Source organism: Amycolatopsis sp. lyj-90 (assembly GCF_046549035.1).
GTDB lineage: Bacteria > Actinomycetota > Actinomycetes > Mycobacteriales > Pseudonocardiaceae > Amycolatopsis.
Window position 1 is genome coordinate 35262 of record NZ_JAJPWP010000006.1, and the last position, 18055, is coordinate 53316.

Annotated in this window: 18 protein-coding genes; 8 read left to right on the forward strand and 10 right to left on the reverse strand. The window is 68.5% G+C overall.

Annotated features, from left to right (window positions below; translation table 11 throughout):
* The first annotated feature begins 122 nt into the window (after positions 1-122).
* Genes ACLJPX_RS23360 through ACLJPX_RS23375 form a run of 4 tightly spaced genes read left to right on the forward strand, consistent with a single transcriptional unit; the run spans position 123 to position 3361 of the window.
* Complete coding sequence (locus tag ACLJPX_RS23360) at positions 123-911, forward strand: GntR family transcriptional regulator (protein WP_076163796.1); 789 nt, start codon at positions 123-125, stop codon at positions 909-911.
* Complete coding sequence (locus tag ACLJPX_RS23365; RefSeq protein ID WP_410601957.1) at positions 908-2170, forward strand: PTS transporter subunit EIIC; 1263 nt, start codon at positions 908-910, stop codon at positions 2168-2170. The genes ACLJPX_RS23360 and ACLJPX_RS23365 overlap by 4 nt, the downstream gene beginning before the upstream one ends.
* Before the next feature lie 39 nt (positions 2171-2209).
* The gene (locus ACLJPX_RS23370) at positions 2210-2476 is read left to right on the forward strand and encodes an HPr family phosphocarrier protein (protein WP_076163675.1); all 267 of its coding nucleotides are present in this window, start codon (positions 2210-2212) and stop codon (positions 2474-2476) included.
* A 60-nt stretch (positions 2477-2536) separates the two neighbouring features.
* Positions 2537-3361, forward strand: coding sequence for a serine hydrolase domain-containing protein (locus ACLJPX_RS23375; protein ID WP_410601958.1), 825 nt, complete (start codon positions 2537-2539; stop codon positions 3359-3361).
* Here ACLJPX_RS23375 and ACLJPX_RS23380 read toward each other — a convergent pair.
* The gene (locus ACLJPX_RS23380) at positions 3351-4292 is read right to left on the reverse strand and encodes a D-2-hydroxyacid dehydrogenase family protein (protein ID WP_410601959.1); all 942 of its coding nucleotides are present in this window, start codon (positions 4290-4292) and stop codon (positions 3351-3353) included. The two genes, ACLJPX_RS23375 and ACLJPX_RS23380, sit on opposite strands and share 11 nt — an antisense overlap.
* Before the next feature lie 71 nt (positions 4293-4363).
* On the opposite strand from ACLJPX_RS23380, the gene ACLJPX_RS23385 reads away from it, so the two are divergent.
* Entirely contained in the window at positions 4364-4987 is a 624-nt protein-coding gene (locus ACLJPX_RS23385) for a maleylpyruvate isomerase family mycothiol-dependent enzyme (protein WP_410601960.1), read from the forward strand.
* 3 nt (positions 4988-4990) lie between these two features.
* On the opposite strand, the gene ACLJPX_RS23390 is transcribed toward ACLJPX_RS23385, so the two are convergent.
* On the reverse strand, positions 4991-6190 hold the full coding sequence (locus tag ACLJPX_RS23390) for an endonuclease/exonuclease/phosphatase family protein (protein WP_410602552.1): 1200 nt from the start codon (positions 6188-6190) through the stop codon (positions 4991-4993).
* A gap of 138 nt (positions 6191-6328) precedes the next feature.
* Here ACLJPX_RS23390 and ACLJPX_RS23395 point away from each other — a divergent pair, with 138 nt between their 5' ends.
* Together ACLJPX_RS23395 and ACLJPX_RS23400 are read left to right on the forward strand one after the other, a co-directional pair.
* Positions 6329-6751, forward strand: coding sequence for a hypothetical protein (locus tag ACLJPX_RS23395; RefSeq protein WP_410601961.1), 423 nt, complete (start codon positions 6329-6331; stop codon positions 6749-6751).
* 17 nt (positions 6752-6768) lie between these two features.
* Complete coding sequence (locus ACLJPX_RS23400) at positions 6769-7437, forward strand: TetR/AcrR family transcriptional regulator (RefSeq protein WP_101613073.1); 669 nt, start codon at positions 6769-6771, stop codon at positions 7435-7437.
* 81 nt (positions 7438-7518) lie between these two features.
* Here the strand turns inward: ACLJPX_RS23400 and ACLJPX_RS23405 are convergent, their stop codons facing one another.
* Complete coding sequence (locus ACLJPX_RS23405) at positions 7519-8088, reverse strand: GNAT family N-acetyltransferase (protein WP_233224113.1); 570 nt, start codon at positions 8086-8088, stop codon at positions 7519-7521.
* Between the two features lie 297 nt (positions 8089-8385).
* On the opposite strand from ACLJPX_RS23405, the gene ACLJPX_RS23410 reads away from it, so the two are divergent.
* Entirely contained in the window at positions 8386-9633 is a 1248-nt protein-coding gene (locus tag ACLJPX_RS23410) for a DUF222 domain-containing protein (RefSeq protein ID WP_410601962.1), read from the forward strand.
* Between the two features lie 249 nt (positions 9634-9882).
* Here the strand turns inward: ACLJPX_RS23410 and ACLJPX_RS23415 are convergent, their stop codons facing one another.
* The 7 genes from ACLJPX_RS23415 to ACLJPX_RS23445 form a co-directional block, all read right to left on the reverse strand.
* Positions 9883-11142 (reverse strand): GrpB family protein, encoded by a 1260-nt coding sequence (locus ACLJPX_RS23415; RefSeq protein ID WP_410601963.1) that lies wholly within the window; start codon positions 11140-11142, stop codon positions 9883-9885.
* Positions 11143-11362: 220 nt separating this feature from the next.
* On the reverse strand, positions 11363-12193 hold the full coding sequence (locus ACLJPX_RS23420) for a shikimate dehydrogenase (RefSeq protein WP_410602554.1): 831 nt from the start codon (positions 12191-12193) through the stop codon (positions 11363-11365).
* Positions 12194-12206: 13 nt separating this feature from the next.
* On the reverse strand, positions 12207-13658 hold the full coding sequence (mltG, locus tag ACLJPX_RS23425) for an endolytic transglycosylase MltG (RefSeq protein ID WP_410601964.1): 1452 nt from the start codon (positions 13656-13658) through the stop codon (positions 12207-12209).
* 335 nt (positions 13659-13993) lie between these two features.
* Positions 13994-14422, reverse strand: coding sequence for a Holliday junction resolvase RuvX (ruvX, locus tag ACLJPX_RS23430; protein ID WP_410601966.1), 429 nt, complete (start codon positions 14420-14422; stop codon positions 13994-13996).
* A gap of 67 nt (positions 14423-14489) precedes the next feature.
* Positions 14490-17153, reverse strand: coding sequence for an alanine--tRNA ligase (gene alaS / locus ACLJPX_RS23435; RefSeq protein WP_410601967.1), 2664 nt, complete (start codon positions 17151-17153; stop codon positions 14490-14492).
* A gap of 102 nt (positions 17154-17255) precedes the next feature.
* Positions 17256-17567 (reverse strand): hypothetical protein, encoded by a 312-nt coding sequence (locus ACLJPX_RS23440; protein WP_101606705.1) that lies wholly within the window; start codon positions 17565-17567, stop codon positions 17256-17258.
* Positions 17564-17959 (reverse strand): DUF948 domain-containing protein, encoded by a 396-nt coding sequence (locus ACLJPX_RS23445; protein WP_101606704.1) that lies wholly within the window; start codon positions 17957-17959, stop codon positions 17564-17566. Before ACLJPX_RS23445 ends, ACLJPX_RS23440 begins: the two co-directional genes overlap by 4 nt.
* Positions 17960-18055 lie beyond the last annotated feature (96 nt).

The following is an 18055-nucleotide window of genomic DNA, read 5'->3' on the forward strand; positions in this document are numbered from 1 at the left end:
CGCTCGTGCGACGGAGCATCCTGCCCCATCGGATCATTGGTCTAGACCGGAACGTACCAATCTTCCGGACCAGATGCGAGTACGGGTACCCAACCGAACGGACCGAAAGGACGGTGACCGTCATGAGCGCTTCGGCGCAGCTGCCGCCGTCCGACCGTGTGATCAACGGACCGACGCCCAAACACGCCCAGCTGCGGGAGATTCTGCGCCGCACGGTGGAGCGTGAGCTACCCCCCGGCTCACCGATCCCCTCGGAACGTGACCTGGCCGAGACCTATCAGGTGTCCAGGCTCACGGTCCGGTCCGCGATCGGCAAGCTGGTCGAAGAAGGACTCTTGTCGCGAGTGCGCGGCAAGGGGACGTTCACCGCCGCGAGGCGGATGGAATTGCAGCTCTACCTGATGTCCTTCACCGAGGACATGCGCCGCCGCGGGATGACCCCGACCACGGAGGTCGTCAAGACCGCCACCGAGGTCCCGCCCGCCCCTTCGGCACACGCCCTCGGCCTGACCGCCGGAACCCCGGCGCACCGGCTGGTGCGGCTCCGCCGTGCCGACGGGGTGCCGCTGGCGGTCGAACGCGGCTGGTATCACGCCGGGCGGATGCCCGGTCTGCTCGACCTCGATCTCACTCGATCGTTGTACGTCCAACTCGCCCAGTCGTACGACCTCCGCCCGGACCACGCGTGGCAGACAGTCTGGGCGGAATCCGCGGACCGCGAAACGGCGCGCCTGCTCGGCATGCGCGCCGGCAGTCCGCTTCTTGTCTTCCGCCGGGTCTCCAGCGTCAACGGGGAACCGATCGAAGACATGACTTCCTGGTACCGGGGCGATCACTACCAGGTCACCATGCAGCTGGACCGGAACACCCCGGATTCCGGTCACCATCCTCACTACGGAGGTACCCGATGAGCTCCACCACCGCCGAGGGGGCGAAGAGCAAAGGCAAGGGCAAGGGACTTGCCGGCCTTCAGCGCTTCGGCCGCAGCCTCATGCTCCCCATCGCCGCCCTGCCCGCCGCAGCGCTCCTGTCCAGGCTCGGTCAGCCTGACCTGCTCGGCGCGGACGGCCTCGGCTGGGACAAGGCCGCCGCGGCCATCGGTGCCGCGGGGGACTCGCTGTTCAACTGGCTGCCGCTCCTGTTCGCGGTGGGTATCGCGGTCGGGTTCGCCCGGAAGAGCGACGGTGCCACGGGCCTCGCCGCCGTGGTCGGTTTCTTCGTCTTCACCAGCGTCCTTCGCGTCTTCGCGCCGTTCGAGGAGCTTCCCGGCTGGGACCCCGCAAAGCCCGCCGGCCTGATGCTCAACCCGATCAAATGGCCCTACAGCGTGCTGGCCGGTGTGATCGTCGGCCTCGTCACCGCGCTGCTGTGGCAGAAGTTCTACCGCATCAAGCTGCCGCCGTACCTGGCCTTCTTCGGTGGCCGCCGGTTCGTGCCGATCATCACCGCCCTGGTGCTGCTCGTCCTCGCGGTGCCGCTGGGCCTGGTCTTCCACTGGGTCAACGACGGCATCCAGGCCGCCGGTGAAGCGGTCACCGGCGCGCCCGTGGTCGGTGGCGGTATCTACGGCTTCCTCAACCGGCTCCTGATCCCGGTCGGTCTGCACCAGCTGCTGAACGTGCCGGTGTGGTTCATCTTCGACGGTGGCGACCTGACCCAGTTCTTCAAGGGCGACCCGACCCGCGGCACCTTCATGACCGGGTTCTTCCCGATCTTCATGTTCGCCATCCCCGCCGCGGCGCTGGCGATCTGGCAGACCGCGAAGCCCAGCCAGAAGAAGATCGTCGGCGGTGTGATGATCGCCGGTGCGCTGACCTCGTTCCTGACCGGTGTCACCGAGCCGATCGAGTTCTCGTTCATGTACGTCGCGTGGCCGCTGTACCTGATCCACGCGGTCCTGACCGGTACCTCGCTCGCCCTGGTGAACGCGCTCGACATCCACCTCGGCTTCGGCTTCTCCGCCGGTGCGATCGACTTCGGGCTCAACTTCAGCCACCCGGCGGCGAGCAGCAACGTCTGGCTGCTCATCCCGATCGGCCTGGCCTACGCGGTCGTCTACTACGTGATCTTCCGGTTCGTGATCACCAAGTGGAACCTGCGCACCCCGGGCCGTGAGGACGACGCGATCGAGGCCGATCTCGAAGCCACCGCGGCGAAGCCCGTCAAGTAGTTTCAGCTTCAAGGAACAAAGGCACGAAAGGGAAAGAACATGCCGGAGAAACGCGTCACCGTGGCCAGCAAGGTGGGCCTGCACGCCAGGCCCGCGGCGACGGTCGCCAAGGCGGCCGCGGCGCAGCCCGTCGCGGTGTCCATCGCCAAGGCGGGCGGCGACCCGGTCGCGGCCGGCAGCGTGCTGAACCTGATGACGCTCGCCGCCGGTTACGGCGACGAGGTCATCATCAGTGCCGAGGGTGAAGGTGCCGAGGCGGCCGTCGACGCCATCGCCGAGCTGGTGGCGACCGACCTCGACGCCTGATCCCCATCCCTGCGAAGCCCGGGCCGCCCCGACCGGCCCGGGCTTCGTAGGGTGTGGGACATGGAAAGCGTGCGCGAAATCGAACAGTGGCCGGTGGACAACGCCGCCACGGCCGTGGTGACCGCCGCCGGTGACGTGCTGGGCACGCACGGCGACACGACGAAGGTCTACAAGCTGGCGTCGGTGACGAAGCCGCTGACGGCCTACGCCGCGCTGATCGCCATCGAAGAGGGCGTCGTCGAACTCGACACCCCCGCCGGGCCGGAAGGCTCGACGATCCGGCACCTGCTCGCGCACACCTCCGGGTTGGCCTTCAACGAGCACAAGCAGATGGCCGAACCGGGCAACCGGCGCCTGTACTCCAACGCCGGGTTCGAGCAGCTGGCCGACGCGCTCACCGAGCACTCCGGTATCCCCTTCGCCGACTACCAGGCGGAGGCGCTTTTCCAGCCGTTGGGCATGAAGTCGACCCGGCTGACCGGTTCCCCCGCCTCCGGCGCGGAGTCCACTGTGGACGATCTGGTCGCCTTCGCCGCCGAACTGCAGGCCCCGAAGCTCATCGCCGCCGAAACGGTGCGCGAGGCGACATCCGTGGTCTTCCCCGGACTTTCCGGTGTCCTGCCCGGCTTCGGCCACCAGAAGCCGAACGACTGGGGCCTCGGCTTCGAGATCCGCGACCACAAGAGTCCGCATTGGACCGGCTCGTCGAGCTCGCCGCGGACCTTCGGCCACTTCGGGCAGTCCGGCACGTTCCTCTGGGTCGACCCCGAGGCCGGTGCCGCCTGCGTCGCGCTCACCGACCGCGCTTTCGGTCCGTGGGCGGCCGAAGTGTGGCCGCCCTTCACCGACGCCGTCCTCTCGGAACTGCGCGGCGTCACTCCATGACGCGAACCGGCGAACCCGCTTGGAAGGCCGCGATGTCCTCGACCGCGTCGCGGTAGAAGATCTCGTAGGTCTCCCGGGTGACGTAGCCGATGTGCGGGGTGAGCACGACGTTGTCCAGTGTCCGCAGCGGATGCTCCGAGGGCAGCGGCTCGACGTCGTAGACATCCAGCGCGGCGATCGCGATCTCCTTGCGGCGCAAGGCGTCCACCAGGGCGGCCTCGTCCACGATCGGACCGCGCGACGTGTTGACCAGGATCGCCGTCGGCTTCATCGCGGCGAGTTCCGGGGCGCCGACGAGCCCGCGGCTGCGGTCGCCGAGCACCAGGTGGACCGACAGGACGTCGGCGCGGGCGAACAGCTCGTCCTTCGACACCGCCGTCACCCCGTGGGGTGCGGCCTTCTCCTGGGTCAGGTTCTGGCTCCAGGCGATGGTCTCCATGCCGAACGCCTGGCCGATCTTCGCCGCGCCGGCGCCGAGCCTGCCGAGGCCGAGCAGGCCGAGGGTCTTGCCCGCCAGGATCGTGCCGACCGTGGTCTGCCAGCCGCCTTCACGCATGTTCCGGGACTCTTCCGGCACGTTCCGCGCGGCGGCGAGGATCAGCGCCCAGGTGTGCTCGGCCGCCGGGGCCGCGATGTAGCCGGTGGAGCAGACGACCACGCCGTTGCGCCGGGCGGCGGCCACGTCGATCGCGGCGTTGCGGTGGCCGGTGCTCACCAGCAGTTCGAGCGCGGGCAGCCGGTCGAGGACCTCGGCGGAGAAGCGGGTGCGTTCGCGCATCGCGACCACGACGTCGAAGTCCCGGAGACGGGCGACCACCTCCGCGGGATCCGCGAACGGCTCGGTGAACACCTTGACGTCGGCGCCGAGGGAGTCCCAGTCCCCGAAGCCGAGCGCCACTTCCTGATAATCGTCGAGAATCGCGATCTTCATGGATCCCAGGCTAGGTCACGGCTAGGGTCCAGCCCGAAAGCCGTGTCGACGGCGAAGGGGAGGAACAGGAAATGGACGAGATCTCGACCTGGACCGAGACGGAAAGACTGAGCTTCGCGGAGTTGCTGGAGGGACTGGACGAGCAGGACTGGTCGGTGAAGACCCTTTGTCCGGAGTGGACGGTGCACGCGATGGCCGCCCATCTGGCGCAGTCCACCAGGAACCGGCTCCGGGACACCCTCATCGGTGCCATCAAGGCCAAGGGCAACTGGGACAAGATGAACGTCGACCAGGCCGTCGGCTACGCCGAGCGATTCTCCCCCGCCGAACTCGTCGCCCAGATCCGCGACGACGCGGCCTCGCCGCGCCGCTCCCCCGGCGCCAAGCCGATCGACCCGCTCGCCGACGTCCTCATCCACGGTCAGGACGTCGCCCGCCCGCTGGGCATCGACAGGCCCATGCCCGGGAAGCCGGTGATCGCGGCGCTGGAGCATCTCCTCGTCAGCCCGTTCTGGGGTGCCCGCAAACGCTGCAAGGATCTGCGGTTGATCGCCACCGACGCCGAGTGGACCGGCGGCGCGGGCACCGAAGAGGTGCGGGGACCGCTCGCCGACCTGCTCCTGGCGGTGAGCGGCCGGAGCGCCGGGCTGGCCACCTTGACCGGCCCGGGCGCCTCACGGCTCAGCGCCGGCTGACGGCTACCAGCGACCGACGATCACGTCGACCCGCACCAGGTGATGGTCCGAGGCGTCGTTGAGCCGGGCCAGCGGTGAATCGGGCAGCGGCCAGAAGACCTCGGCGCGCCAGGGGAACAGGCCCTTCGACGGCAGGACGTAGTCGATCCGCAGATTCCCCGGCGCGTTGTCGTTGAAGTCGCCGGTGTCGAAGAACGGGTCGCCCTTCTGGCCGATGTTGGCGCCTGCCTGGTCCCGCGCGGCGCGCACCGCGCCTTCGCTGCCCGGACGCGTCTCGATGACGCGAGGCGCGTTCAGCAGCCGGGAGATCGCGCCGGGGACGCTGTCGCCGTCGAGCGGGTCGGAGTTGTGGTCTCCGGCGATGACGAACTTCTCGTGCGCGCCCAGCCCGCCGCGACGGCCGCGGTCGTCGCGGATGTAGCGGCCCTTGCCCGGGGTCACGTAGTCGGCCCAGAAGCGGATCTCGTCGTTGTTGCGGGTGCCGTTGCGGTCTTCGGGACCGTCGAAGGTGGGCGGCGTCGGGTGCGCGGCCAGGAAGTGCACGGTCGAGCGGCCGACGCGGATCGGGACGTCCCAGTGGGACTTCGACGACAGGCGCAGCACGTCGAGTGCCTGCGGCGAATACCAGTCGGCAGGCGCCGGGGTGGCTGGATCGTCCGGGAGCAGCGCGCCCGGCATGTCCTTCCAGAGGAACTTCTGGAACGTCCGCACGCTCCGGGTGTCGATCGGGTACTTGGACAGCACGAGCATGCCGTACTGGCCCTCGAAGAGACCGAAGCCGTGCGCGTCGTTGCCGCCGCCGACCTGACCGTTGCGGTCGAGGTCGAACCCGGTCGCGACGCCGGTGTTCGACGGCGCCGTGAAGGCGTACGGGTAGTCGATCGGCGCGGCGCCGTTCTGGCCGCGCTCGAGGTAGTTCTCGCGGAACAGGTTCGCGGCGCGGTTTTCCGGCACGTAGTCGAACTCGTTGATCAGCAGCACGTCCGGCCGGTTGCGCTGGATCACCTCGGCGACCTCGTTCGCCTGCGCGTTGCCCGGCTGCGACAGGTCGGTCACGAGCTGCCCCGCCGCGCCGCGGTTGAGCGAGGCGTTGAACGTCGCGAAGCGGACGTTCTTCCCGGCGGCGGCTTCGGCCGGGGTGGCGGCCAGGAGCGTCCCGGCCAGCAATGCGCCCGAGGTGAGCACGGCGGCGATGCGTTTCACGGTCATACCTCCCAGAGTCGGTGCGACCTTACGCAACCCGGGCGGCCGCACGGGTGAGCTTCAGATGAACAGCATCTCTTGAACGTGTTCAAAATCTGGGCTACGGTCCTTCTTGAACACGTTCAAAAGGAGGTCCCCATGCAACCCGTAGTCGTGGCCTACGCGCTCTACCTGGCCATCACCGTCCCGCTGACCGTGCTGGTCGCCCGGACGCTGAGCAAGCACGGCAAGACGTTCCTGGAGGACGTCTTCCAGGACAAAACGGCGCTCGCCCATTCGGTCAACCAGCTGCTCGTCGTCGGCTTCTACCTGGTCAGCCTGGGTTTCGTGACCCTGTTCCTGACCAGCGACGACGTCGTCCTCGACGCGCGCGACGTCTTCGAGATGCTGTCGGTCAAGGTCGGCACCGTGGCGCTCGTGCTCGGCGTGATGCACGTCGGGAACGTGCTGGTGTTCAACGGGATCCGGCGCAAGCACCTGCACAACGGCGCCGCGCGGCCCGTGCCGATGCCGCCGCCCTACCCCGGCTACCCGGCGCCCGCTCCGCATCCCGCGCCCTGACCGGATAACGTGCAGTGGTGGCGAAGAGTGAGGAAACCAGGTCGCTGATCGTGGCGACCGCGTTGCGGCTGTTCGCGGAGAACGGCTACGACCGCACGACCATGCGGGCCATCGCGACCGAAGCGGGAGTGTCGGTCGGGAACGCCTACTACTACTTCGCCTCGAAAGACCAGCTGATCCAGGGTTTCTACGACGAGATCGCCAAGGTGCACCTGACGACGGCACGCCAGGCGATCGAAGGTGAGCGGGACTTCAGCGCGCGACTCAAGACCGTCCTGCTCACCTGGCTCGACGTCGCCGAGCCGTACCAGCGCTTCGGCACCCAGTTCTTCGTCAACGCCGCCGACCCGGACTCGCCACTGAGCCCGTTCAGCGAGGAGTCGACGCCCGCGCGGGACGCCTCCATCGGCCTGATGCGCGACGTCATCGCCGACTCCGACGCCAAACTCGACCCGGACCTGCGCGACGACCTGCCCGATCTGCTGTGGCTGTACCAGATGGGGGTCGTGCTGTTCTGGGTCCACGACCGGTCGCCCGGGCAGAAACGCAGCCGGGTGCTGGTGGAGCGGACGGTGCCGTTGATCGCGCGGCTGGTGGGGCTTTCGCGGCTGCGGGTGCTGCGGCCGGTCAGCCGGGAGATCGTCTCGCTGATCCGGGACCTTTCGAAGCGGGACGATGCCGCCTGAGGCGCGTTTAGTCCTCTAGTTGCGTTTCCTGCGAGTACGTGAAGGACCCCTTCCTGTACTTAGGCGCAAGGATGGGGGCCTTCATGTACTTGGAGCCGGCGTGGAAGCCTTGCCGGATCCGGGACGATGCTCTGAGCGGAGCAGACCGTAGACGAGCACATCGACATACTCGCCGTGCTGGAAGGACCTGCCGTGCATGACCCCTTCCCTGCGGAACCCCAGGCGTTCGAGGGCTTTCTGCTCGCCGAGGTTACCGCCATTGGTGAGGGCTTCGATTCTGTTCGCAGTCGTGCGGCCGAACAGGTAGTCCACGAGCAGCCTCTGCGCCACCGTGCCCACCCCCTGTCCACGATGCTCGGGTAGCACCCCCACGCCGATCTCGTAGGTGACACCCAAGGGGAAGCCGCGGGGCTTCCAGCTGACGATGCCGATAGCCGTGTCGTCGGCCCGCGCGATCGCAACCGCCGCGGACTCGGCGGAGATATACCCGTCGATCTCCCATCGCTTGCGGCGTGCCCTCGGATCACCGAATCCGGGCCAATCGAACTCGCCGAGCGCATCGGGATCCGTGCAGAGGCGGTCGAGAAAGGCGAGGTCGGCCTCGGTGAACGTCCTCAAGTGGACTGCGTCCGGGCGGTTCGCTGAAGTCATGAGACCAGTATCGCGCCCGGAACATCACCCGTGGAGGCAGTGAGCACTTCCCAACCTTGTTGCCCTGCGGGGGGCGGTGGGCGAATCTCTCCGCAGGCCAGCAGGCAGCCAACCGGCTCACACACCAGAATCCGGGCCGTCAAGGCCGTGACGCTCCTTCACAATGTCACCAGGACGGGATGCTGAAAAGGGCTCACTGTCTTTCAGCGTCAAATCACTCGTCAGTGGCAAACACGCCGATTCAATGTTGCTTAAAATTACGAACATTTGTTCGAATTATTCCGGTATTATCGAGGTGTGTCCGAGACGACCCTTCCCGAGTTGCCGCAGGAGTTGTGGCGCGCTGGCAAGCTGGAGCTTGCCCACGGCGTGCAGCAGTTCCTGCAGGTGATGCGGGTCGCCTCCGCCGGTTTGGGGCGGTATTTGGCGGAGATTGATTCTCGTGGCGCGAAAGACTTATACGGTTATGGGACGACGTTGGCGTGGTTCGCCGATGTCGCGGGGCTGAGTCAGGGTGAAGCCCGGCCGTATGTGAATCGCGCTATCGATCTGAATCCGACGCGTGCCCTGGACGGTACCGAGATCCCGGCCTTCGCACCCGCCACCGCTGCGGCAGCGGCGGAGGGTGTGATCGGCGAGGAACGGATCAAGCAGATCGTGGAGATCCTGCGGAAAATCCCGGCCGAGGTATCGGTGGAGGATCGGGAACATGCGGAGACAACCCTCGCCGACCTCGCCCGGAAGGCCGGACCTCGGCAGGTATCGGACCTCGGGGAGCAGCTGCTGGGCTGGCTCGACCCGGACGGCAAGGAACCGAAAGACCCCGAACCCGCCCAGCCCCGCCGCGAGCTGACCCTGGAGCGCCGCAAAGACGGCTACTGGAAACTGAACGGCCTCCTCGACGACGAGGCCGGGGCCCGCACCGCCGCCGCCCTCGAAGCTCACGCCACACCCCGCCCGATCGACGAGTTCGGCCAAGCCGACCTGCGCACGAAGGCCGAACGCCAGGGCGACGCCTGGGCCGAGCTGCTGGATCTGGCGATCGCGTGCCCGGATCAGCCTGGGACCAGCGGCTACCGCACCCTGATCCACGTCACCATCGGCCTCGAGGAGTTGAAGTCGGGGCTGGGTACGGCGTGCGTGGACTTCATCGGAACCATGACCGCCCGCGAGGCACGCATGGCCGCCTGCGACTGCCTCATGTTGCCGGTGGTGATGAACGCGGCCGGTGAGCCGCTGGACGTGGGACGACTGAGACGGTTCGTCACCCCCGGCCAACGCCGCGCCCTCAACATCCGTGATCGGGGCTGCGCGTTCCCGGGCTGTCATCGACGACCGAAGAACTGCCACGCCCACCACATCCACCACTGGGCAGACGGCGGACCCACCAACCTCCGCAACCTCGTCCTACTCTGCGGCTTCCACCACCGCCTGATCCACCACGGCGACTGGCAAGTCCGCATGGCCGGGGATGGACTACCGGAGTTCATCCCACCCCAATATCTGGACCCGCTACGACGATCCCGGCGCAACACCCATGTGTGACCCCGAGGAGCCCGCCAGCCACACCGGCGACGGGCCCCTCGGCATGCCTAAAGGTGAGCTGTGGCAATAACGACATCCAACGTCCCCATTCCCACACCGCCCTTCGGAGAAGTGGACCGGGAATTGGCCACGCCGACAAAGGTCGAGCGGGGAAGATTCAGGACATTGAACGTCCTGAATCTTCCCCGCTCGACGGTTGCCCGTATCGATAACACGGCGCCGGACTCCCCAAAGAGCCAGGCTCCCGATCTACTCGCTCACCGTCCGGAAGTACAGGAACCGCGGCTTCGTCCGCAGGTTCGCGTACCACCGGGGATCGGACTCGGCGATCGACTCCTCCGGCATCGGCTCGACCAGCCTGTCGACGGCGAACCCGGCGTCCCGCACCGCGCCGAACGTCCAGCTCAGCGGCCGCCGGTAGAACTGGACCTTCTGCTTGTACTCCCCCAGCGGGAATTCGTCGTCGAGCAGTTCGAGCTGGAAGTAGTTGTCCTTTTCGAACCAGCGCCAGTCCTCGCCGGGATGGTGCACGGAGAACACCAGCAGTCCGCCGGGCTTCAGGATCCGCCGGAACTCCGCGAGCGCCGGCGCCCACTCCTTCAGGTAATGCAGCACCAGTGACGCCGTGATGACGTCGATCGAAGCGTCCTCGACGAACGTCAGCGGCCGCGAAACGTCGGCCGTCTCGAACCTCGCGACCTCTCCGAACTTGTCCCTGGCGACGGCGACCATGCCCTCGCTGGCATCGACGCCGAGGACGTCCGCGCCCTTCGCCGCGAGCAGCGCGCTGAGGTGACCCGCGGCGCAGCCGACGTCGAGCACCCGCTTGCCCGCCACTTCCCCGGCCAGCTCGACGATGGCCGGGCGGTCGTAATGAGCGTTGGTGCTGCTGGTCTCCGCGTGCGCGGCGTAGAGACGGGCGAAACCGTCATACTGGGCTGCTCGCGCCCGTTCGATGATCTCGTCGATCACCTCGGTCTTGGCGTCGGCGTAGTTCTGGATGTACTTCCAGGTGCGCCCGGCCAGTTCGCGTTTCTTGGCCTCGTAGAGCTTCAGCTCGTCTTCGTGCGCGATCAACCGGTCGCGGAAGAGGCGGTAGCGCTCGGTCTGGCCGTTGTCCGGCGAATAGACGTGCAGGTTGATGTTGGTGTCCGGGCCCTTGAAGCTGCGGTGCTTCTCCCACTCCGGCTCGCGGATGACGAGCTTGTAGCCCTCGGCCTCCAACTGCGGCACGTACGCGTCCTCGTCGTTCGAATCGGCGACGATGAGCATGATGTCGATGATCGGTTTCGCGCAGAGCCCGGGCACCGACGTGGAGCCGACGTGCTCCAGGACCAGCGCACGATCCCCCAGGATCCCCCTGATGCGCTTGGCTTCCCGGTCGAACAGTCCGGGCCACCGCGGGTCGTAGTCGGCCAGGGTGACGGTGGAATTCAGCACCGGAGCCTGGCCGACCCACGCGGTGTTGACGTCTTCTTCGGTGTAGTCGTCTCGATCGGGTTTAGGCATCGACCCCTTGTTCCTTTCTCAGCACTCCTCGCGAGTCTGCGCGCGACCGCTATCGCGTCGCCAGGGCGCAGGCAGGAATCAGACGTCCCGTCCCCCATTCAGGGCGCCCTGCCGCCGCGATAGCGGGGCCATGCGGCCGGGGCGCGCGCGGCAGGTCACCTGATTGCCGCGCTGCCACCCTCGAGGCAGTCGGCCAGATTATCGAATCCGGACGATCTTGTCACCCGATCGGCAGAGAAAGGATCCCACCGGTCGCTTCCCGAAGAGCGTCCCGCATTTCCGCGCGCGGAGCGGGCTGCCCGGTGAAGTACTCGGACTGCCCGAAAGCCTGGTGCAGCAACATGTCCAGCCCGGTGGCCAGCCGTCCGCCCTGGTCGGCGACGGCTTCGGCGAGCGCGGTCGGCCAGGGGTGGTAGATGACGTCGAGGACGCAGCCGATGCCTGCCAGGTCGGCCAGATGGGGCCGGACGGCGTCCGGGGGCACGGTGTTCACCAGCACCGCCGAATCCGCCGCCAGCTTCCCGAAATCCGCGTCGGCCCAGCGAAGGACTTCGACATCGAGACCGGCCCGCTGAGCCGCCTCCACCGTTTCCGCCGCCCGTGCGGGATCCCGCACGACCAGCCGGACCGTCCGCACGCCGAGCGCGGCCAGCCCGACGACCGCCGCCGCGGCCGTGCCACCCGCCCCGAGGACGACGGCCGCGTCGTCGGCGCCGGGCGAGTACTTCCCCGCGATCCGCAGCGCCTCGGTGACGCCGTCGACGTCCGTGCAGTCGGCCAGCCAGCCGCTTTCCCGGCGCACCAGCGTGTTCGCCGCGCCGACCGCGGCCGCGCGCGGCGTGACCTCGTCGGCGTACTCCAGCGCCGCCCGTTTCCCGGGCATGGTCACCGAGAGCCCGGTCCATTCCGGACCGAGACCGCCGACGAACGCGGGCAGCCCGGGACCGTCCATCTCGACGCGTTCGTAGGTCCAGCCGTCCAGGCCCAGCGCGCGGAACGCGGCGCCGTGCAGGACGGGCGAAAGCGAGTGCTCGACCGGTTTTCCGAGGATCGCCGCCTTGCGGTCAGATGACACCTCGCCTCACTGCGTCATCTCGGTTCTTCCGGTGTTCGTCGAAGTTCACCGCGAAACAGGAGAGCCCGTTCTTCTCGCATTTGACGAAGAACAGCCACTCCCCCGCCACCGGCTTCAGCGCGGCCTGGATCGCCTCCGCGCTCGGGACCGCGATCGGCGTCGGGGGCAGGCCGACGAATTTGTAGGTGTTGTACGCGCCCGCCTTCTCTCGATCTTCGGGTTTGGTGAGCAGCGTCGGCCGGTCGAGGACGTAGTTGACCGTCGAGTCCATCTCGAGCCGCATCTTCTCGTCGACACGGTTGTAGATGACCCGCGAGATCTTCTCGAAGTCGGCCTTCACCGCCTCGCGTTCGATGATCGACGCGATGACGAGCGTCTCGTACGGCGTCTTGCCCTCGCCCTTCGACTGGTCGCTCAGCCCCGCGTTGAGGATGCGCCCCGCCGAGGTCTTCACGACGTCGGTGAGCAGTTCCTCCGCCGTCCAGCCGGGTTTGACGTTGAAGATGCCCGGGGCGATCAGCCCTTCGAGCCGCCGGTCCTTGTGCTCGGCCTTGGTGGCGGACTCGACCGCCCAGGACGGCACGCCCAGCTTCGCCAGATCCGCGTTCTCGATCGTCTTCTTCAGTTCCTCGACCGGGATACAGGTGCTCTCGCCGTTCAGTTCCGCGCAAGAGGCCTTGGACAGCAACGTGTACACGCCGGGCGTCACCTTGCCGTCGGGCTGGGTGATGTCGTGGAACTGGGTGTACGGCCGGATTTCGACCTGGCCCACCTTCGACGCGGCGGCGGTCATCTTCTCGACCGCGCTGGCGCCGGACATCTTCGTCTTCATGACGTAGTAGCCCTGCTGGAGCCGTGAGACGGCGGTGTTGTCCTCGCCCGCCTTCACGAACGCCTTGCCGCTGGCGACCACCCCGGCCGCCTGCAGCCGGTTGCCGATCGCCGACGTCGAGTCGCCCTTCTCCACCTGGACGAGGACATCGCTCTCGCCGGCGCCTTCGTAGTCCTCGTAGCCGAAGATCTCGGTGAAGCCGTAGTAGGCGCCACCGGCGAGCAGGACGAGCACGGCCAGCGCCGCGACCCAGCCCAGGGCGCGCTTCTTCTTGCGCTTCTTGGGCGGCGGTCCCTTGCGTTCCGGGCGCTCGTCCGCGATGCGTTCGGGCTCGGCGCGGTCTTCGTCCTCGAAGTCCTGCGCGTCTTCGTATTCGTCGTACTCGTCGTAGTCCTCGTACTCGTCGTACGTGTCCTCGCCGAAGATCTCGTTGTATTCCTCTTCGCTGCCCTGGGACGGCGGAGGGGCAGCGCCGGGACGCCGCGCCATCGGCGCTTCCTGGATCGCGGGGATGATGTCGGTCGGCCGCTCGTCCGGGAGCGGACCGTCGTCCTCACGGCGCCTGCGGCGGCCGGGACGGGGTGGCTCGTCCTGGGCGTAGGCGGGCATGCCAAGACTCCGGTCACCCGGCTGGGGGGACCGCCTGGGCGGTGCGGGAGGCGGCGGGGCCGCGGGTTCCGGAGCCCGCCTCGGCGGGGCCGGACGCTGCACACGGGGCGGAGGAGGCGGTGGTTCCTCGGGAGCGGCCCGGCGACGGCGCGGCGGCGGCGGGGGAAGCTCGTCGGGCTCCTGCCGGACGTGCCGTCGACCGGCGACGGGCTCCGCGGGTGGCTGAGGTTCGGGCCGCCGACGCGGCGGGGCCGGGGGCCGGGGGGCCTCCTCGGGTTCCTCCCGCAACCGTCGTCTACCGCCCTGACGGCGTTCGGGCCGGCCGTGGGGCTCGGTCATTTGTCGCCCTTCCGTGCGCGATGTGCCGCTACCGCGTCGATCCAAGCCTGCAGGATCTCGACCGCGGCCGCCTGATCGACGACGGCACGTTGCTTACGTCCCTTCACCCCACGCTGCGACAGCATCCTGGATGCCGTCACCGTGGTCAACCGCTCGTCGGCCAGCCGCACCGGTACCGGAGCGATCCTCGCGGCGACCTTGTCGGCGTAGTCCAGCGCCGCTTCGGCCGCCGGGCCGTGACGGTCCTTGAGCGTCCTCGGCAAGCCGACGACGACTTCGACCACGTCGTGTTCCGTGACGAGTTCGACGAGCTGGCCGACGTCCTTGTCGGCCACCGCGTCGCGAGTGAGGGTAACGAGCGGGCTGGCGAGGATGGGGTCGGGATCGCTCAGTGCGATCCCGACCCGGACGGATCCGACATCCACGCCAAGCCGCCTGCCGCGCCCCGGATCGGACTCCCCAGGCCGATCCGGGCGCCGCTGAGAGGCGTCGTCAGCCAACTTGGGCGACCGCCGCGCGCAGTGAGGCGATGGCCTGTTCGGCACCGGCCGGGTTGGTGCCACCGCCCTGGGCCATGTCCGGCTTGCCGCCGCCACGGCCGCCGATCGCCTCGGCGAACGACGGGACGAGCTTGCCCGCGGCGATGCCCTTCTCCTGGGCCGCCTTGGTGGTCGCGACGACGAAGGCGATCTTCTCGCCCTGCGGCGCGAACAGCGCGACGATGCCGGGGCGGTTGCCGAGCCTGCCGCGGATGTCCTGGGCCAGCGCGCGCAGACCGTTCGAGTCGACGCCGTCACCGAGCTTCTCCGCGACGACCGCGACCCCGCCGATGTCCTCGGCCTTGTCCGCGAGCGAGCCCGCCGAACCGAGCACCTGCTGGGTGCGCAGCTGCTCGATCTCCTTCTCGGCGTTCTTGAGCCGGGTGAGCACGTCGTCGATGCGCGACGGCAGCTGCTCCGACGGCACCTTGAAGGTGCTCGCGAGCTGCGAGACGAGCAACTGCTCCTTGCGGACGTACTTGAGCGCGTCCGTGCCGACCAGCGCCTCGACGCGGTGCACGCCGGAACCGATGGACGAGTCGCCCACCAGCTTCACCAGGCCGAGCTGGCCGATGCGATCGACGTGGGTGCCACCGCAGAGCTCGCGGGAGTACTCGCCCATGTCGACGACGCGGACGTCGTTGCCGTACTTCTCGCCGAACAGCGCGACCGCGCCCAGTTCGAGGGCCTTGTCCTTCGTGGTGACGAAGGTGTTCACCTCGACGTTGGTCTGGAGGTAGTCGTTGACCTCCTCCTCGACCTCGGTCAGCACATCGGCCGACACCCCGCCGGAGGTGGTGAAGTCGAACCGCATCCGGCCGGGCGAGTTGAGCGAACCGGCCTGCGCCGCGCGCTTGCCGTACGCGCCGCGCACGGCCGCGTGGACCAGGTGCGTCGCGGAGTGCGACCGCTCGATCGACAGACGGCGGTGCTGGTCGACCGAACCGGTCAGCGCGCTGCCGATGCCGACCTCGCCGTCGACGACCTCGACGCGGTGCACGAACAGGCCCGGCACGATCTTCTGCACGTCGTGGACCTTGAGCTCGACGCCGTCGCCGAGCAGGACACCGGTGTCGGCGACCTGGCCACCGCTCTCGGCGTAGAACGGCGTGCGGTCCAGGACCAGCTCCGCCTTCTTGCCCGCGCCGACGCTGCGCACCGGGACGCCGTCTTCCAGCAGCGCGACGACCTTCGCTTCGGCCTGCAGATCGCGGTAGCCGAGGAACTCGGTCTCGCCGTGCTGCTCCAGCACCTTGCGGTACTCGGACAGGTCACCATGGCCGGTCTTGCGCGACGCCGCGTCGGCCTTCGCCCGCTGCCGCTGCTCGTTCATGAGCGTGCGGAAGCCCTCTTCGTCGACGGTCAGGCCCTGCTCGGACGCCATCTCCAGGGTCAGGTCGATCGGGAAGCCGTAGGTGTCGTGCAGCTGGAACGCCTTGTCGCCGGCCAGCAGCGAGCCACCTTCGCGCTTGGTCTCCTCGGCCGCGAGGTCGAAGATGCGCGAACCGCTGGTCAGCGTCGAGAGGAAGGCCTCTTCCTCGACGCGCACGACGTCCTCGATGCGGTCGAAACCGGACAGCAGCTCGGGGTACGTCGGGCCCATCGTGTCGCGGACGACCGCGGCGAAGGCGGGCAGCACCGGCTCGTGCACGCCGAGCAGGCGCGCGGACCGGACGATGCGGCGCAGCAGGCGGCGCAGCACGTAGCCGCGGCCGTCGTTGCCGGGGGTGACGCCGTCGCCGATGAGCAGCACCCCGGTGCGGGCGTGGTCGGCGATGACGCGGAAGCGGACGTCGTCGGTGTGGTCGGAGCCGTAGCGGCGGCCGGAGAACTCCTCGGCGCGGCCGATCACCGGGCGGACGAGGTCGGTCTCGTAGACGTTCTCGACGCCCTGCAGGATCGTCGCCACGCGCTCGACGCCCATGCCGGTGTCGATGTTCTTCTTCGGCAGCTCGCCGATCGGCTTGTGGCCGTGCTTCGGGCTCTTCTCGCCCCGCACGTCCTGCATGAAGACGAGGTTCCAGATCTCGATGTAGCGGTCCTCGTCGGCGACGGGGCCGCCCTCGCGACCGTAGTCGGGACCGCGGTCGTAGTAGATCTCCGAGCACGGGCCACCGGGACCGGGTACGCCCATGTCCCAGTAGTTGTCCTTGCCGTCACGGGACTGGATGCGCTCGCCGGGCAGGCCGGTGAGCTTCTTCCACAGGCCCGCCGCCTCGGAGTCGTCCTCGTAGACGGTCGCCCAGATGCGGTTCGGGTCGAGGCCGTAGCCGCCCTCGTCCTGGGACTTGGTGATCAGCTCCCAGGCCGCCTCGATGGCGCCTTCCTTGAAGTAGTCGCCGAAGGAGAAGTTCCCGGCCATCTGGAAGAACGTGTTGTGCCGGGTGGTCTTGCCGACCTCGTCGATGTCCGGGGTGCGGACGCATTTCTGGACACTGGTCGCGCGCGGGTACGGCGGCGGGGCCTCACCGAGGAAGTACGGCTTGAACTGGACCATGCCGGCGTTGACGAACAGCAGGTTCGGGTCGTCGAGGATCAGGGGCGCGCTCGGCACGCGCGTATGTCCCTTGTTCTCGAAATGGCTCAGGAAGCGCTGGGTGATTTCGTGTGTTTCCACGGGATCGTCCTTGTGTACGGGCTCGCGCGAAGGCGCTGGAGGAATGCGGACAGGCGGGAACGGCGGAGGGCTCGGGCTCTTCGGGTCGCGGACGCGACCCGATCAGCCCTCCGCCCGGCGAGCTCGCCGGGCCGGGCGCCGCGGCGACGCCGCGTGCCTGCCCGCAGGGCCTTCGGAGGCCGTGCTCAAGCCGGATCGTTCGGACACCATGTCGTGCAGCTCCTGTTCGCGTTCGCTCATCCCGGCGCGGACCTCCGCGCCGAACGAACCGACGGCGCCCGCGAGTTCCCGCACGGCGTCGCCCAGGTTCGAGGCTAACCCCGCGGGCGTGGCCTGGCGAGCGGTTTCCGTCGCTTTGCGTGACAGGGCGACGCCGGCGACCACGCCGACGCCGAGCCAGAACAGGCGCTTCACTTGCGGCCCCGCTTCGCCGGGCGCGCGGCCTTCGCTTCCGCCTTCTTCCGGCGGGCCTTGATGGCCTTGCTGAGGCCGTAGGACAGCGCGGCCGTCTTCACCAGCGGTCCACCGAGGGTCGCGGTGAACACCGACGTCAGCGCGGACACGTTGCCGGACACGGCCTGCGCGTTGGCCGTGATCCCGTCGACCCGCTCGAGCTGGGTGTTGACGTGCGTGATCGTCTCGTTCGCGCCGATCAACAACGGGTCGGTGTTCTCGTGCGCCTTGCGGATCGCGATCGTGGCCTCGTCCAGGGTCCGGCCGAGCTTGAACAGCACGATCGCCAGCAGCACGACGAGTACGACGAATGCTCCTGCGGCGATCAGCGCGGCGATCTGCCCTGCCGACACGGGCCCTCCTCAAGGGTCTGCGGTCTTGGTGCCCGTGAGGTTACCGCCCCGCCGCCCGTTCAGCGGTGTCACCCCGCCGGACGGTCACTCAGCGCA

Excerpts from the sequence above, each read along its gene's own strand:
- ACLJPX_RS23360 (WP_076163796.1), top strand. The coding sequence starts at position 123 with ATGAGCGCTTCGGCGCAGCTGCCGCCGTCCGACCGTGTGATCAACGGA.
- ACLJPX_RS23365 (WP_410601957.1), top strand. The coding sequence starts at position 908 with ATGAGCTCCACCACCGCCGAGGGGGCGAAGAGCAAAGGCAAGGGCAAG.
- ACLJPX_RS23370 (WP_076163675.1), top strand. The coding sequence starts at position 2,210 with ATGCCGGAGAAACGCGTCACCGTGGCCAGCAAGGTGGGCCTGCACGCC.
- ACLJPX_RS23375 (WP_410601958.1), top strand. The coding sequence starts at position 2,537 with ATGGAAAGCGTGCGCGAAATCGAACAGTGGCCGGTGGACAACGCCGCC.
- ACLJPX_RS23380 (WP_410601959.1), bottom strand. The coding sequence starts at position 4,292 with ATGAAGATCGCGATTCTCGACGATTATCAGGAAGTGGCGCTCGGCTTC.
- ACLJPX_RS23385 (WP_410601960.1), top strand. The coding sequence starts at position 4,364 with ATGGACGAGATCTCGACCTGGACCGAGACGGAAAGACTGAGCTTCGCG.
- ACLJPX_RS23395 (WP_410601961.1), top strand. The coding sequence starts at position 6,329 with ATGCAACCCGTAGTCGTGGCCTACGCGCTCTACCTGGCCATCACCGTC.
- ACLJPX_RS23405 (WP_233224113.1), bottom strand. The coding sequence starts at position 8,088 with ATGACTTCAGCGAACCGCCCGGACGCAGTCCACTTGAGGACGTTCACC.
- ACLJPX_RS23415 (WP_410601963.1), bottom strand. The coding sequence starts at position 11,142 with ATGCCTAAACCCGATCGAGACGACTACACCGAAGAAGACGTCAACACC.
- mltG (WP_410601964.1), bottom strand. The coding sequence starts at position 13,658 with ATGCCCGCCTACGCCCAGGACGAGCCACCCCGTCCCGGCCGCCGCAGG.